The following is a 15532-nucleotide window of genomic DNA, read 5'->3' on the forward strand; positions in this document are numbered from 1 at the left end:
CATGAGCCACAGGGAAACACATGAGCCAACCAAATCTGGATACGTCACCCGAAGTTTCGGACGAGGTCCGCAAGACCACCTGCTACATGTGCGCCTGCCGCTGCGGGATCAACGTGCACCTCAAGGATGGCAAGGTCGCCTATATCGAGGGCAACCGCGACCACCCCGTGAACAAGGGCGTGCTCTGCGCCAAGGGCAGCGCGGGGATCATGCAGGTGAACGCCCCGTCCCGGCTGCGCAAACCGCTGCGTCGCGTCGGGCCGCGTGGCTCGGGTGAATTCCGCGAAATCGAGTGGGACGAGGCGATCAGCACCGCCGTCGGCTGGCTGCACGAATTGCACGAAACCGCCCCTCAGAAACTGGCGTTCTTCACGGGGCGCGACCAAAGCCAAAGCTTCACCTCGTTCTGGGCCCAGAATTTCGGCACTCCGAACTATGCCGCGCATGGCGGGTTCTGTTCGGTCAACATGGCGGCAGGCGGCATCTATACGATGGGGGGGGCTTTCTGGGAATTCGGACAGCCCGATTGGGACCATACCAAGCTGTTCATGCTGTTCGGAGTGGCCGAGGACCACGACAGCAACCCCATCAAGATGGGGATCGGCAAGATTAAGGCGCGCGGCGCTCGCGTGATCGGCGTGAACCCCGTCCGCTCGGGGTACAATGCGGTTGCCGACGACTGGGTGGGGATAACTCCGGGCACCGACGGGCTTTTCATCCTGTCGCTGATCCATGTGCTGATGAAAGCCGGCAAGATCGATTTGGACTATCTCAGCCGCTATACCAACGCGCCGGTTCTGGTGAATGCCCAGGAAGGCCCCGAACAGGGTCTGTTCCTGCGCGACCCCGACGGCAAGCCGCTGGTGATCGACCGCGTCACCGGGCAGCCGGCGGCATTCGACACACCCGGCGTGCGCCCCGACCTGTCGGCGCAATACACACGCGACGGCGTCACCCACAGGCCGGTGTTCCACCTCATGGCCGAACGGTACCTCAGCGATGAATATGCGCCGGAAACCGTCGCCGACACCTGCGGCATCCCGGCCCAACGCATCCGGGCCATCGCCGCCGAACTGGCCCGCGTCGCCTTTGACGAGGCGTTCGAGCTGGACCAGGAATGGACCGACTTCCGAGGCGAGACGCACAGCAAAATGGTGGGGCGGCCGGTCAGTTTCCATGCCATGCGCGGCATTTCGGCCCATGCCAACGGGTTTCAGACCTGCCGCGCGCTGCACAGCCTGCAGATCCTGCTAGGCACGGTCGAGGTTCCCGGCGGCTTCCGGTTCAAACCGCCCTATCCCAAACCCGTCGAGGCCCACCCCACACCGCATGGTGATCGCCGCCCCGGCCGACCGCTGGATGGTCCGCATCTCGGCTTTCCCCGCGGCCCCGAGGATCTTCTGCTGGACGACTGCGGCACGCCGCAGCGCATCGACAAGGCCTTCACCTGGGAAAATCCGATGTCGGCCCACGGGCTGATGCACATGGTGATCTCGAATGCGGCGGCGGGCGATCCCTACAAGATCGACACGTTGTTCATGTACATGGCGAACATGTCGTGGAACTCGACCATGAACACCAGCGGCGTGATCGAGATGCTGACCCGCCGGAACGAAGACGGCAAATATGCCATCCCGCGCATCATCTATTCCGACGCCTATTCCTCGGAAATGGTGGCTTATGCCGACCTGATCCTGCCCGACACCACATATCTCGAGCGTCACGACTGCATTTCGCTGCTCGACCGCCCGATCTGCGAGGCCGACGCCGCCGCCGACGCGATCCGCTGGCCGGTCATTGAACCCGACCGCGACGTGCGTGGCTTTCAATCGGTTCTGATCGAACTGGCCAACCGCATGAAACTGCCGGGCTTCACCAACGCGGATGGAAGCCCGAAATGGACCGACTATGCCGACTACATGGTCAACCACCAGCGCAAACCGGGCATCGGCCCGCTGGCCGGCTTCCGCGGTGCCGATGGCTCGCAGGTCGGGCGCGGCGACGTGAACCCCGACCAACTGAACCGCTACATCGAAAACGGTGGGTTCTTCGTCGAACACATTCCCGATGCGGCGCTCTACTACAAACCCTGGAACACGGCGTATCAGGACTGGGCGGTGGGAATGGGCCTGTATGACAGCCCGCAACCCTACCTGTTCCAACTCTATTCCGAGCCGATGCGCAAATTCCAGCTGGCTGCCGAAGGCCACGGCGACCGCCAGCCGCCCGACCACCTGCGCGACCGGATCAGACACAAGATGGATCCACTGCCCATCTGGTATGAAACCGACCAGACCGGAAACGAGGGCTACAGCATCAACGCCCTGACCCAGCGCCCGATGGCCATGTATCACAGCTGGGGCAGCCAGAACGCGTGGCTGCGCCAACTGCATGGGCGCAACCCGCTTTACGTCCCGACCAAACTGATGCGAGAGCACGGGCTGAAAGACGGCGACTGGGCCCGCGTCACCTCCCCACACGGCGAAATCGTCGTGCCGGTCAAGGAGATGGCCGCGCTCAACGAAAACACCGTCTGGACATGGAACGCCATCGGCAAACGCAAGGGCGCCTGGGCCCTGCAGCCCGACGCGCCCGAGGCAACCAAGGGCTTCCTGCTCAACCACCTGATCCACGAACTGCTGCCCCCCAAGGGCGACGGCCTGCGCTGGGCCAATTCCGACCCGATCACGGGGCAGGCCGCCTGGTTCGACCTGAAGGTCAAGATCGAAAAAGCCGAAGCACCGGCAGACGCCCAAAGCCAACCGGATTTCCCGCCAATCAAATCTCCGGTCTGCACCGGCCCCAGGGATCTCGCGTGGAAGGTCGGCAAATGACCCTGCCCCATCCTTCATCTGGCCCGAAATATCCCGGGGGTGAATTGAGCCGCCAGGCTCAAGAGGGGGCTGGCCCCCTCACTTCCCCCGGCCCGGAACACGAGCAGACGCCATGACCCAACTCCCCAATTCCACCGAACGAAAGATGGGCCTGGTCATCGACCTGGATACCTGCGTCGGCTGCCACGCCTGCGTGATCTCCTGCAAGGGCTGGAACACCGAGAACTACGGTGCCCCCCTGTCCGATCAGGACGCCTATGGCGCCAACCCCTCGGGCACCTTCCTCAACCGCGTGCACGCCTACGAGGTGCAGCCGCCCGAAGGCGCCGCCCAGCTGATCCATTTCCCCAAATCCTGCCTGCATTGCGAGGATGCCCCCTGCGTCACCGTCTGCCCCACCGGTGCCAGCTACAAGCGGGTCGAGGACGGGATCGTGCTGGTCAATGAAAGCGACTGCATCGGCTGCGGTCTGTGCGCCTGGGCCTGCCCCTATGGCGCGCGCGAACTGGACGCCGCAGCAGGCGTGATGAAGAAATGTACCCAGTGCGTCGATCGCATCTACAACGACAACCTGCCCGAAGAAGACCGCGTTCCCGCCTGCGTGCGGACCTGCCCCGCAGGCGCCCGCCATTTCGGCGACCTGGGCGACCCCGACAGCGCGGTCAGCCAACTGGTGGACGAACGCGGCGGCATGGACTTGATGCCCGAAATGGGCACCAAACCCGTCAACAAATACCTGCCACCCCGCCCCAAGGATACGGTCGAAGAGCAAATCGACATCCTGGCGCCCCTGCTGGCGCCGGTCGCCGAAGAACCCAAAGGCTTCCTTGGCTGGTTGGACAAGGCATTGGAGAAGCTCTGACATGCATCCCGCACCTTCCGTCATTCTGTTCACAACCCTGTCGGGGCTGGGCTTCGGCCTGTTGTTCTTTCTGGGCCTGGGTCTGCCGGATGTGTCCGGCTGGGTGGCGTTCGTGTTCTTCGCCATCGCCTATGCGCTGGCGGTGGGCGGGCTTCTGGCCTCGACCTTTCACCTGGGCCACCCCGAACGCGCGCTCAAGGCGTTCACCCAATGGAAGACCAGCTGGCTCAGCCGCGAGGGCTGGTGCGCGGTTCTGGCCCTGATGGTCATGGGGATTTACGCCATCGGCGTGATTTTCCTCGGCCAGCGTTGGGCCGGGCCGGGCCTGCTGGGATCGCTGCTGTCGCTGGCGACCGTATTCACGACCTCGATGATCTACACGCAGCTCAAGACGATCCCGCGCTGGAACATGAAGCTGACCCCGGCCATGTTTCTCAGCTTCAGCCTGGCGGGCGGGGCGCTTCTGGCGGGGCAGACGGCGCTGGCCATTCCGCTGCTGCTGATCGCGGCCCTGATCCAGATCCTGTACTGGCGTCAGGGCGACCGGGCTTTCGCGAACGCGGGCACCACGCTCGCCACGGCCACCGGTCTGGGCGACCGCGGCACCGTGCGCGCCTTCGAGCCGCCGCATACGGGCACCAACTATCTGCTGCGGGAATTCGTGCACGTCGTCGGGCGCAAACATGCCGAAAAACTGCGGGTGATTTCCTTCGGCCTAGCCTTCGTTCTGCCCGTGCTGCTGCTGGTGCAGCCGTTCAACCACCTGTTCGCCGCGCTGGCGGTGCTGTCGCACCTGGTCGGCGTCGCTGCTTCGCGATGGCTGTTCTTCGCCCAGGCCGAGCACGTGGTCGGCCTGTACTACGGCAAGCGCTGACCAGAGATTCCCGAGGCAGGCGGGCAGATCGCCCGCGCCGGATCAGAGAAGGCCCGCGTGACGCATCGCCGCGTCGATGGCCAGCTTCGTGCCGTCCTCCAGCGTCGTCAGCGGCGAGCGTACCTCTTCCGAGCACAGGCCCAGCTTGCTGAGCGCATATTTGGCCCCGACGAGGCCCGGTTCGATGAAGATCGCCTCGTGCAGCGGCATCAGGCGGTCCTGGTACTCCAGCGCCGTGGCGTAATCGCCGGCCAGTGTCGCCTGCTGGAACTCGGCACACAGTTTCGGCGCCACGTTCGCCGTGACCGAGATGCAGCCGACCCCGCCATGGGCGTTGAAGCCCAGCGCCGTCGCGTCCTCGCCGGACAGTTGGATGAAATCGGTACCGCAGGTGGCGCGCTGCTGGCTGACCCGGGCCAGATCGCCGGTGGCGTCCTTGACCCCGACGATCCGCGGCAGCTGGGCCAGTTCACCCATCGTCTGCGGGGTCATGTCGATGACCGACCGGCCGGGGATGTTGTAGATGATGATCGGAATGTCGGCGCAGTCGTGCAGGGCGCGGAAATGGGTCAACAGCCCCCGTTGGGTGGGCTTGTTGTAATAGGGCGTCACGACCAAGGCGGCATCGGCGCCGACCTTCTGCGCGAATCGTACGAAGCGGATCGCCTCGACCGTGTTGTTCGACCCGGCCCCCGCGATCACCGGCACGCGCCCCGCGGCGGCCTTGACCACCTCGGCCACCACGGTTTCGTGTTCCTCGTGGCTCAGCGTCGGGCTTTCGCCCGTGGTGCCAACTGGCACCAGCCCGGTCGAGCCCTCCTGAATCTGCCACTCCACCAGACGTTTGAGCGTATCCAGGTCCAACTCGCCGTTGCGGAACGGGGTGACGAGTGCTGGCATCGAGCCTTTGAACATGAAACGCTCCTTGAGGTGCATATGTCTGTATTCACGCCGCTGGCCCCCGAAACGGGGTTTCCGGAGTTGATCCCGGCGGCGCAAGGTTTATCCTGAATGGCTGTATCCACGGTTGGTCGGGAAATGCAAGGGATGACACGGATTCTGGCGTTGATCGCCATGACGATTCTGGCGATGACGATGCCGATCGGAAACGCGCGCGCCGACAGCGTGGCCGACCTGCGGGCCGGACTGGCGGAAATGCGCGCCGGAGATTGGAACGAAGCCCTGCGCGTCTCGGGCGCGCGCGGATCGGTTTCGCGCGACATCATCGTGTGGCACTGGCTGCGCCAGGGGTTCGGCAGTTCGGGCGACGTTCTGGTGTTTCTTGATCGGCGGCCCGACTGGCCCGGACTGGCATGGCTGCGCCGCAAAAGCGAGCCGACCTTCACCGGAGCCGACCCCGACCGGGTTCTGAAATTCTACCGAGACACCCCTCCGCAAACGGCCGAAGGCGCCCTGAACCACGCCATCGCGCTGATGGCGAAGGGACGGGACGGCGACGCGCAGGCCGATATCGTGACCGCGTGGCGCACCATGCCGATGGGAGAGGGCCTGCAGAAGGATTACGTCGAAAACTTCGGCAAACTGCTGAAACCGCATCATCAGGCCCGGCTGGACCGGATGCTGTGGGACGGGCACCTGATCAGCGCGGCCCAGATGCTGCCGCTGGTGGGCAGCGACTATCGCAAACTGGCCGAGGCCCGCATCGCCCTGCAAAAGCGCGCGCCCGGCGTGGATGCCAAGATCGCCGCGGTGCCCAAGGCGCTGGCCGATGATCCGGGGCTGGCCTTCGACCGGTTCGTGTGGCGTGACCGCAAGGAACTGGACGACAGCGCCATCGACCTGATGCTGGCCCGCTCGACCAGCCCCGAGGCCCTGGGCGAGCCCGACAAATGGGCCGAGGGGCGGCGCCGGCTGGCGCGGCTGGAGATGCGTCAGGGCGATGCGAACCGTGCCTATGCCATTGCCGCCAACCACCACATGACCCCCGAGATGGGCTATGGCTATGCCGATCTTGAATGGCTGTCGGGGTTTCTGGCCCTGCGCAGGCTGAACGACCCCGACACGGCGGTGCGGCATTTCCGAAATTTCCTCGGCGCGGTTCAATCGCCGATCTCGATGGGCCGGGGCGGGTATTGGCTGGGCCGGGCCTATGCCGCACAGGGCAACGCCGAGAAAGCCTATGAAGCCTTTGCCCTGGGCGCTGACTATCAGACATCGTTCTACGGGCTGCTGGCGGCCGAACAGATCGGCCGCCCGTTCGACGACGATCTGGCCAACCCGCGCCGGGCCCCGCATTGGAAACAGGCCGATTTCGCCAGTTCCAGTGTTCTGCAGGCCGGGCTGCTGCTGCTGCGCGCGGGCGAACGCGACCTTGCCGAACGGTTCCTGACCCACCTGGTCGAGGGGCTGGACCCGGTTCAGGCCAGCCAGTTGGGCGACCTGGCGATCGAGCTGAACGAGCCGCACCTGGCCGTGATGATCGCCAAGCGCGCGGCGACCAAGGGCGTGGTTCTGCCCGCGGCCTATTACCCGATGCACCCCGTGGCCGACATGCGCCTGCCGATGGCCGAAGAGATGGTGCTGGCCATCGCCCGCCGCGAAAGCGAGTTCGACCCGGTGGTGGTCAGCGGCGCGGGTGCGCGCGGCCTGATGCAGGTGATGCCCGCCACCGCCAAGCTGGTGGCGCAGGAATTGGGCATTCTGAGCGGGCACAAGACCCCGCGGCTGACCGCGGACTGGCAGTACAACGCCAAGCTGGGGGCCAACTACCTTGCCAAACTGGCGGCGGAATTCGACGGAAACGTCGTGATGATGGCCGCCGGCTACAATGCCGGGCCGAACCGGCCGATCTCGTGGATGGAGCGCTATGGCAACCCGCTGCGTGGCGAGGTGGACATGGTCGACTGGATCGAGACCATTCCGTTTTCCGAGACCCGCAACTATGTGATGCGGGTGACGGAAAGCCTGCCCGTCTATCGCGCGCGGCTGGGCAAGCCGGCGCTGCCGATCCCGTTTTCGCGGGAACTGACCGGATCAACCCTGGCGGCGTTCGCGCCATAGGGTGAACAGCCCCGCGGCCACCACCAAAGCGGCGCCCGCCACCACGGCAGGGCGCAGGGTTTCGTCAAAGATCGTGATCCCCAGGATGGCGCTCCACATCAGGTGGAAATAGGCAAAGGGCTGCACCGCGCTGGCCTCGGCCATCTCATAGCACTTGATCAGCAGCCAGTGCCCCAGAACCCCGGTCACGCACAACAGGCCCATCCACAGCCAGTCGCGCGGCACCATCGGCTCCCAGAACCACAGGCCGATTGCGGTCATGAATACGGCGCCCACCACGCCGGTCCAGAAAAAGCTGGTGGCGGTGCTGTCCTGACGGGCGACATAGCGCGTCAGCAACCCGTAGACCGCGAACATCAACGCCGAGATCAGCGGGATCACCGCCCAGGGGTTGAACACGCCCATCCCCGGCTGAAGGATGATCAGAACGCCGATGCACCCCACCCCGATCGCGGCCCACCGGCGCCAGCCGACCGTCTCGCCCAGAACCGGGCCGCTGAGCGCGGCCACCAGAAGCGGATAGCAGATGAACACCGCCTGGCTTTCGATCAGGCCCAGAATGGTGAACCCATAGACCGCCACGCAGATCTCGCCCGCCAGCAGCAGGCCGCGCAGGATCTGCAACCCCGGCTGCCGGGTCCGCGCCGCAGCGGCCAGACCGCCCGGCGCCCGCGCCGCAAGCGCCAGCACGAAAAGCGCGAAGAACCAGTATCGGATCATCACCACCATGTAGGTGTTGTAGGTGCCCGCCAGGTGACGCGAGATCCCGTCCTGCAGGGCAAACACGATGGTCGCGACGATCATCAGGGCAATGCCGGCCTTCACGTTGTTCTGCTGGCTCATGGTTTCACCGCCCGGGTCATGTGCCGCTTGCGGCCATAGCCCGGCGCGCGGGCAACTGCGAACCCGGCCTCCTGCAGGCCGCGGCGCACGAAACCAGCTGCCGTATAGGTGGCCGCCGTGCCTCCGGGGGCGGTGTGATCGGCCACCTGCCGCATCAGGTCTGGTTGCCACAACTCGGGGTTCTTGGCCGGCGAAAACCCGTCGAGAAACCATGCATCCGCTTGGCCGCTCCACCCCGGAAGCGTCTGGCGGGCATCCCCTTCGATCACCGTCAGGCGCAACGACCCCAGGTCACAGGTCCCGCCCTGCCACGCGTCCAGAAACCGGCCTGCCCAGGGCGCGATCCGGGGAAAAGCCGCCAGCGCGCGCGCCATGTCGGACGGATCCATTGGAAACGCCTCGAAACTGGTGAAGGTCAGCGGGCCGTTCTGCCCCGAGGTCTCCCACGCGGCCCAGGCCGTGAGCATGTTCAGACCGGTGCCAAAACCCAGCTCGGCGATGTGAAAGCCCGGGGCGAACCGGGCCGGCAGGTCATTGCCCGCCAGAAAGACGTGGCGGGTTTCTTCCAGCCCGTTTTGCAGGCTGAAATACGGGTCGTCGAACCGGTTCGACACCGGGATGGTTTCGTCCGTCCACGACAATTCGGCGCGCTGGTCTGCCATGAGGGAATCCTGTAGCTAGGCGGCGCGACACTGAACAAGGGAAAGAGGTTTGGCAATGGTCGATGTGACGATCCGCGGCGCCGGGATTTTCGGCCTGTCCATCGCCTGGACCTGCGCCCGGCGCGGAGCCAGGGTTCAGGTCGTTGACCCGTTCGGCCCGGGCGCCGGCTCCAGCGGCGGGCTGGTCGGGGCGCTAGCGCCACATGTGCCGGAAAACTGGAACGACAAAAAGGCGTTTCAGTTCGAAAGCCTGCTGATGGCCGAACCCTTCTGGAGACAGGTCGAGGCCACCGGCGGCGTGTCACCCGGCTATGCCCGGTTGGGGCGGCTGCAGCCGATTGCCGACCAGCGCGGACTGGACCTGGCGCATCAACGCGCCGAAACCGCCCGCACCCTGTGGCAGGGTCGCGCCGATTGGACGGTGCGGCGGGTCGAGGAGGTCGGCGCCTGGTGTCCGCCCAGCCCCACCGGATTTGTCATCCACGACACGCTCAGCGCGCGGATGCACCCGCGCCGGGCCTGTGCCGCGCTGGTGGCGGCGCTGTCCACGATGGGGGTCGAGGTCGCTGCCGAAGCGCCCGACCGGGGCCGGGTGATCCATGCCACCGGCGTGGCCGGGCTGCTTGAGCTGTCGCAGGCCTTCGGCAGGACCGTCGGATCCGGCGTCAAGGGGCAGACCGCCTTGCTGCGCTTCAACGCGGGCGACGTGCCCCAGCTGTTTGCCGATGCGATCCACATCGTGCCCCATGCCGACGGGACGCTGGCGATCGGATCGACATCCGAGCGCGACTATGACGACCCCACAAGTACCGACACCGCCCTGGACGACGTGATCGAACGCGCCCTGCGCGCGGTTCCGGTGCTGCACGGGGCCGAGGTGATCGAACGCTGGGCCGGTGTGCGCCCCCGCAGCAAAAGCCGCGCGCCGATGCTGGGCGCGCATCCGCTGCATAAGGGTCAGTTCGTCGCCAATGGCGGGTTCAAGATCGGGTTCGGCATGGCCCCCAAAGTGGCCCAAGTCATGGCCGATCTGGTTCTGGAAGACCGCGACACCATCCCCGAAGGTTTCCGCCCCGAGGCGTCATTCTGACCGCGCGACGGCTCGGGCCTGCATGCATTGCCGCCCGTCCGGCCCGCGCACCCAGAGATCATCTCCGTTGCGGCACAACATGGCCTGTTCGAAATGCATCAGTGGCGACGAGGCCCGAAACGAGAACTCGGCCAGAGGCCCCAGCAGATCGGTCGCCAGCAGCATCAGATGCTGCGCCAGCAACGGGCCATGCACCACCAGCCCGTCATAGCCTTCGACATCGCGGGCATAGTCCAGGTCATAGTGGATGCGGTGGCCATTGAAGGTGAGCGCCGAGTAGCGGAACAGCAGCGTCGAATCGAACGTGACGGCGCGCGCATCGGTCTCGTCGGTCCGCGCCACGGGCGGAATCGGCTTGCGCGCATCCGCTGCGGGATCCTCGCGATAGACCAGATCCTGCCACTCGGTCAGGCACAGGGTATCGCCCTGCCGGATCTCGTGGCGCAGGGTGACAAAGCCCAAAGGCCCGGTGCGGCCGGTTTTCGTGGTGGCCTGCTCAAGCACCGAGCGGCGCTCGGCCATGACGCCCGCGCGCAGCGGCGCGTGAAAACGCAGCCGCCCGCCCGCCCACATCCGGCGAGGTAGCCCCAGATCAGGGATCAACCCTCCGCCCACGGCCGGGTGCCCGTCACGCCCCAGTTCGGACGGCGGGCGCGGGGACCAGAAATACAGCTGGTGAAAGAAGGGCGGCAGCGCCGAGCCGGCCTCGATCGATGCGGTTTGACCCAACGCAATCTGCAAGGCCGTGGCGCGGGCCGGGTCCATCACGTCGGTTCGGGTTTCGGCGGAACGGTCGGTCATGGCGGCACCCTAGGCCGCGCCCATGCGGCCGGCAAGATGGCCCTTTGGCCTAGAACCCGGCTTCGGCCCGCAACTTCTGCATCAACTCGCGCAGCGTCGCCTCGTACCGATCGCTGATCAGTCGCCCCTGACCGTCGAATTCGTTCGAACTGTCGGCCAGGTGCAGTTCCGGCCCCACCAGAACCCGCGGCTGAAACGGCACCATGAACGACCGCAGGATCATCTGCGCCCGTTCGCCCCCGGCCCGACCCGCCGCCGCCGACATCACCGCCACCGGTTTGTCGGCCCAGGGCCGCCCCTTGGTACGGCTGACCCAATCCAGCGCGTTCTTCAGCACGCCCGACGGCCCCTTGTTGTATTCGGGTGTCGAGATCACCACCGCATGCGCCCGGGCGATCTGATCCGCCAGCAATTGCACCTTGTCCGGTATCCCGGCGCTGTCTTCGAGGTCGCCATCATAGAGCGGCAGGTTCAGATCCGCCTCGATGAACGTACCGGGGTTGAACAGCCGGGCGGCCTCGCGCAGCAGCCTGCGGTTCGTGGCGTTCTGGCGCAACGCGCCGGACAGGCCCAGAAGGATAGGGTCGGACATTGGGAAACTCCGTCATCGTGTCTGGTTGCAGATTAGCAATTCCGGCCGCAAACCAAAGCCCGCCTGACGCGCAGTCAATGTGCAAAAAAGGGTCGCGCGCCGCGACCCCATCGTGGTGTCTGTCGCGTGTCAGGCGTTCCCGCTGGGCACGATCACGATCTCGACCCGGCGGTTCTGAGCCTTGCCCTCGGGCGTCAGGTTCGAGGCGATGGGCTGGTTTTCACCCCGCCCGATGGTGGTGATGCGCGCATAGCTGACCCCGTTGGCCTGCAGGATGTCGGCAACCGCATTCGCGCGGCGTTCCGACAGGGCCTGGTTGTAGCCCGCATCGCCATCGCTGTCGGTATGGCCGATGACCTGCACGTTGGAATTGGGATAGTTCACCAGATTCTGTCCGACCCGCACCAGATCGGCCCGCAATGCCGGCCGGACGGTGGCGCTGTCGGTATCGAAGGTGATGTCGTTGGGCACGGTGACGATCAGCCGGTCACCGGCATTCACGATGGTGATGCCGTCATTGGCCAGTTGCTGGCGCAGCTCGGCGGCCTGTTTGTCCAACTGGTTGCCGATCAACCCGCCCCCCGCGGCACCGATGGCCGCCCCGGCCAATGCGCCCAGTCCGGGGTTGGAATCATTGGCGATGGCCCCCACGCCCGCCCCGATCAGCCCGCCCAGAATGGCGCCCTGCTTGGCGTTCTGGTTCGGGTCGTCCTGCACCCGCAGGGTTCCCGGATCGGTACACGCGCCCAAAACAAGGGTAGCGCTCAGCCCCAGCGGCAGCGCGAATCTGGAAATCGTCATGGAATCACCTTCTGCTCCTGTACCCGTTTGTCGGGCTACTTCGTTGACGACATTATATCATGCGCGCCGCAACCCGGCTCAAGCGACAAAATCGCGAGATCGGCGAATACCTGCCAGCCAGGCCTGACCGGTCAGAAATCGGGCGCAGCGCGAAATTTCATCGACACGCCATCCTCGGGGTGTTTGACGCGCAGTTCCTCGGAATGCAGCATCAGGCGCGGAAAGTCCCGCGCGGGCCCTTCGGCATAGAACGGATCGCCCAGAATCGGATGGCCCAGCGCCTGCATGTGGACACGCAGCTGGTGCGAACGTCCGGTCTTGGGAAACAGGCGGATGCGGGTCGTGTCGCCGTCGTGCCGGACCACGCGCCAATCGGTCACAGCTGGCTTGCCGGTTTCATGGCAGACCATCTGCCGCGGACGGTTCGGCCAATCCACGATCAACGGCAGATCGACGGTTCCGGTCCTGGGCTCGACCCGACCCCAGACCCGCGCGACATAGGTCTTGCGGGTCTGCCGGGCCTCGAACTGCTGGCCCAGGTATTTCTGCGCATGCGGCGTCTGGGCAAAGATCATCACCCCCGATGTGTCGCGGTCCAGCCGATGCACCAGCAGCGCCTGGGGAAAGGCCGCCTGAACCCGCGTCAGCAGGCAGTCGGCCAGATGCGCCCCGCGCCCGGGCACCGACAGCAGGCCCGCCGGCTTGTTGACGACGATCACCTGCGCGTCCTCGTGCAGCACGTCCAGCGGAGTTCGGGGCGGATCGTATGTATCGCTCATGCGCGCTGCCTATCGCAGGGCGCGGGTTCTCGCAACGTCGTCCTTGCGATGGGGGGCCGTTCGCGCAACTCTCACCCCCAAGCGGAGGAGACGAGATGCACCCGACGATCGAACGCATGCAGGAGGTGGTCGCCAAGGGCGACGAAACCCTGATCCACGAGTTGCTGGCCGAAGATGTGCGGTTCATGCCGCCGACCTACTACAGCACCTGGACCGGACGCGCGCCGGTGGCGGCGGTGCTGGGCCATGTGGGCCAGGTGTTTTCCCAGTTCCGCTATCGCCGGATCATGGGCGGGGGCAAGGACTGGGCGCTGGAGTTCCAGCGCAAGGTCGGCGACCTGGACGCGGTGGGCGTGGACCTGATCACCCTGAACGACGACGGGCTGATCCAGACCTTCGAGGTGGTCATGCGCCCTTACAAGTCCATCGGCGCGCTGCGCGAGGCGATGATGGCACGGGTGATGACCGACCCCCGGTTCCTGGAATTCAAATCCGCGTTGGGCTGACCATGGCCGCCCTTGTTGGCGTGGATCAGATCGCCCGACTGCCGCTGCTTCCGCTGCTGGTGGCGCAGGCCTTGCTGGTGCGCCGACGCGCGCTGCGCCTGCCCGAGCCGTCGGGGCCACGCCAGGGGCGTCACGGAAAAGGGCCCCGTCTACGCCTGCTGATTGCTGGCGACAGCTCGGCGGCGGGCGTCGGCGCCGGCACCCAGGATCAGGCGCTCTCGGGGCAATTGATCCGCCAGCTTGAATCGCATTTCAGCGTCGAGTGGCGCCTGATCGCGACCACCGGTCACACCACGCGGGACACGATCGAGGCGCTGCGCGACGTGACCGATGCCTTCGACGTTGCCGTCACCGCGCTTGGGGTGAATGACGTGACCCGTGGCGTGACGGCCAGACAGTTCCAGCAACACCAATCCAATCTGTTTGATTGCCTCACCCGCAACCTGAGCGTCCGACGCATCATCGCAACTGGCGTCCCACAGATGGAGCGCTTCCCGGCCTTGCCACAGCCTTTGGCCTGGGTGTTGGGCCGACAAGCGGCGCGTCTGGACAGCGGGCTGCAACAGGTCGTAAGCCGGTATCCGCAGGCGCGGCACCTGGCCCTGACTCTGCCGGACGATCCGGCCCTGGCCGCACCGGACGGGTATCACCCCGGCCCCAAGGCCTATGCTCTCTGGGCGCAGCAGTTGGCTCGGCCGATCCTCGATCAGACCTGACCGCGCGCCTGTCGGATCATCGGCAGCGAATACACCACGAGCGCCGACCAGATCAGCGGAAATGCAATCATCCGGCCCCGGTCGACCTGCTCGCCGAAAACGGTGATCGCGGTGACGAAGATCATCGTCGGCGCAATGTACTGAAGGATGCCCATGGTCGACAGCCGCACCAGCTTGGCCCCGTTGGCATAGACCAGCAGAGGCACCGCCGTGACGATCCCCGCCCCCGCCAAAAGCAACGTGTCGCTGGCCACCAAACCAAAATGCCCTTCGCCCATGGCACCCAGCCAAGTCACATAGGCCAGCGCCGGCACCAACAGGATCAGAACCTCAAGCAGAAACCCCTGATTCGGCCCGATAGGCAGAGACCGTTTGAAAAAGGCATAGAACCCCCAGCTGACCAACAGTCCCAAGGCCGCCCAGGGCAGGCGTCCAGCCTCGAAGATCAGAACCAGCACGCCCAAGGCCGCAAGGCCAACGGCGATCTTTTGAGTACGTGTCAAGGATTCGCGCAAAAGGATCGCTCCCAGCGCAATGCTGAACAGCGGGTTGATGTAATACCCCAACGCAGCATCCAAAGCGTTGCCGCTGGCAATGGCCCAGACATAGATCGCCCAGTTCACCGAGATCAGCGCAGCTGTCAGGCAAGCCATTCCCAACATGCCCGGATCACGCAGAGCAGCCTTTAGATCTCCAGTCCGACCGAGCGCGATCATCAGCAGCCCTGCAACAGGTACCGACCATATGATCCGATGGGCCACCACTTCGACCGGAGAAATGTGCGCCATGGCCTTCATGTAAAGCGGCAGGAACCCCCACAGCAGATAGGCCGTAACGGCAAGGGCCAGCCCTTTGGGCGTGTCGGCGGAGTCGGTGGTGAATGCGGGCTGTGCCATGCAGTTTCTCCGAGCGTTGTACCCGGTTCATATGGCAGGTTGCGCGGCGAAGGAAATACGGATTTCTGTTGCGTCAACCATCACGGATCCTGATCGGACACGACACATACAGCCTTGTCTTAAGAATATTTTGCGAGGCTCTGCCTCGCGCTCCGGGATATTTTGAGCCAGATGAAGTGGGCCGCCTTTTCTTCATCTGGCCCCAAATATCCCGGGGGAGTCGCCGAAGGCGTCGGGGGCAGAGCCCCCACCTAA

15 protein-coding genes are annotated in these 15532 nt (G+C 65.4%); 7 read left to right on the forward strand and 8 right to left on the reverse strand.

The window, feature by feature from the left end:
* Positions 1-20 precede the first annotated feature (20 nt).
* The 3 genes from F3H26_RS07445 to F3H26_RS07455 all read left to right on the forward strand — a co-directional run bounded on the left by F3H26_RS07445 (position 21) and on the right by F3H26_RS07455 (position 4570).
* Positions 21-2834, forward strand: a complete 2814-nt coding sequence (locus tag F3H26_RS07445) for a molybdopterin oxidoreductase family protein (protein WP_149775425.1) — start codon at positions 21-23, stop codon at positions 2832-2834.
* Positions 2835-2946: 112 nt separating this feature from the next.
* Entirely contained in the window at positions 2947-3696 is a 750-nt protein-coding gene (locus F3H26_RS07450; protein WP_149775426.1) for a 4Fe-4S dicluster domain-containing protein, read from the forward strand.
* A 1-nt stretch (position 3697) separates the two neighbouring features.
* Positions 3698-4570, forward strand: coding sequence for a dimethyl sulfoxide reductase anchor subunit family protein (locus F3H26_RS07455; RefSeq protein ID WP_149775427.1), 873 nt, complete (start codon positions 3698-3700; stop codon positions 4568-4570).
* Positions 4571-4612: 42 nt separating this feature from the next.
* Here the strand turns inward: F3H26_RS07455 and dapA are convergent, their stop codons facing one another.
* Complete coding sequence (gene dapA, locus F3H26_RS07460) at positions 4613-5485, reverse strand: 4-hydroxy-tetrahydrodipicolinate synthase (protein WP_149775428.1); 873 nt, start codon at positions 5483-5485, stop codon at positions 4613-4615.
* A gap of 132 nt (positions 5486-5617) precedes the next feature.
* Here dapA and F3H26_RS07465 point away from each other — a divergent pair, with 132 nt between their 5' ends.
* Positions 5618-7591: a lytic transglycosylase domain-containing protein gene (locus F3H26_RS07465; RefSeq protein WP_149775429.1), complete on the forward strand. Its 1974-nt coding sequence runs from the start codon at positions 5618-5620 to the stop codon at positions 7589-7591.
* On the opposite strand, the gene F3H26_RS07470 is transcribed toward F3H26_RS07465, so the two are convergent.
* Together F3H26_RS07470 and mnmD are read right to left on the reverse strand one after the other, a co-directional pair.
* A complete protein-coding gene (locus F3H26_RS07470; protein WP_149775430.1) occupies positions 7565-8434 on the reverse strand; it encodes a DMT family transporter in 870 nt (289 codons plus the stop codon). The genes F3H26_RS07465 and F3H26_RS07470 overlap by 27 nt on opposite strands.
* Positions 8431-9096 carry a tRNA (5-methylaminomethyl-2-thiouridine)(34)-methyltransferase MnmD gene (gene mnmD, locus F3H26_RS07475; RefSeq protein ID WP_149775431.1) on the reverse strand — a complete coding sequence of 222 codons (666 nt, stop codon included), beginning with the start codon at positions 9094-9096 and terminating at the stop codon, positions 8431-8433. Before mnmD ends, F3H26_RS07470 begins: the two co-directional genes overlap by 4 nt.
* Before the next feature lie 55 nt (positions 9097-9151).
* On the opposite strand from mnmD, the gene F3H26_RS07480 reads away from it, so the two are divergent.
* Positions 9152-10186, forward strand: a complete 1035-nt coding sequence (locus F3H26_RS07480; RefSeq protein WP_149775432.1) for an NAD(P)/FAD-dependent oxidoreductase — start codon at positions 9152-9154, stop codon at positions 10184-10186.
* On the opposite strand, the gene F3H26_RS07485 is transcribed toward F3H26_RS07480, so the two are convergent.
* From F3H26_RS07485 to F3H26_RS07500, 4 genes are all read right to left on the reverse strand, one after another.
* Positions 10178-10987 (reverse strand): FAS1-like dehydratase domain-containing protein, encoded by an 810-nt coding sequence (locus F3H26_RS07485; protein ID WP_149775433.1) that lies wholly within the window; start codon positions 10985-10987, stop codon positions 10178-10180. The genes F3H26_RS07480 and F3H26_RS07485 overlap by 9 nt on opposite strands.
* A 49-nt stretch (positions 10988-11036) precedes the next feature.
* On the reverse strand, positions 11037-11579 hold the full coding sequence (locus F3H26_RS07490; RefSeq protein ID WP_149775434.1) for an NADPH-dependent FMN reductase: 543 nt from the start codon (positions 11577-11579) through the stop codon (positions 11037-11039).
* Between the two features lie 129 nt (positions 11580-11708).
* Positions 11709-12380 (reverse strand): OmpA family protein, encoded by a 672-nt coding sequence (locus F3H26_RS07495; protein WP_149775435.1) that lies wholly within the window; start codon positions 12378-12380, stop codon positions 11709-11711.
* A gap of 131 nt (positions 12381-12511) precedes the next feature.
* Entirely contained in the window at positions 12512-13159 is a 648-nt protein-coding gene (locus F3H26_RS07500; protein ID WP_149775436.1) for an RluA family pseudouridine synthase, read from the reverse strand.
* A 95-nt stretch (positions 13160-13254) separates the two neighbouring features.
* On the opposite strand from F3H26_RS07500, the gene F3H26_RS07505 reads away from it, so the two are divergent.
* Both F3H26_RS07505 and F3H26_RS07510 read left to right on the forward strand, forming a co-directional pair.
* Positions 13255-13665 carry a nuclear transport factor 2 family protein gene (locus tag F3H26_RS07505; RefSeq protein ID WP_149775437.1) on the forward strand — a complete coding sequence of 137 codons (411 nt, stop codon included), beginning with the start codon at positions 13255-13257 and terminating at the stop codon, positions 13663-13665.
* 2 nt (positions 13666-13667) lie between these two features.
* Positions 13668-14381 carry an SGNH/GDSL hydrolase family protein gene (locus tag F3H26_RS07510; RefSeq protein ID WP_149775438.1) on the forward strand — a complete coding sequence of 238 codons (714 nt, stop codon included), beginning with the start codon at positions 13668-13670 and terminating at the stop codon, positions 14379-14381.
* On the opposite strand, the gene rarD is transcribed toward F3H26_RS07510, so the two are convergent.
* The gene (rarD, locus tag F3H26_RS07515) at positions 14372-15277 is read right to left on the reverse strand and encodes an EamA family transporter RarD (RefSeq protein WP_149775439.1); all 906 of its coding nucleotides are present in this window, start codon (positions 15275-15277) and stop codon (positions 14372-14374) included. The two genes, F3H26_RS07510 and rarD, sit on opposite strands and share 10 nt — an antisense overlap.
* Positions 15278-15532 lie beyond the last annotated feature (255 nt).

Origin of the sequence: Ruegeria intermedia (assembly GCF_900129345.1) — a bacterium.
Taxonomy (GTDB): domain Bacteria; phylum Pseudomonadota; class Alphaproteobacteria; order Rhodobacterales; family Rhodobacteraceae; genus Ruegeria; species Ruegeria intermedia.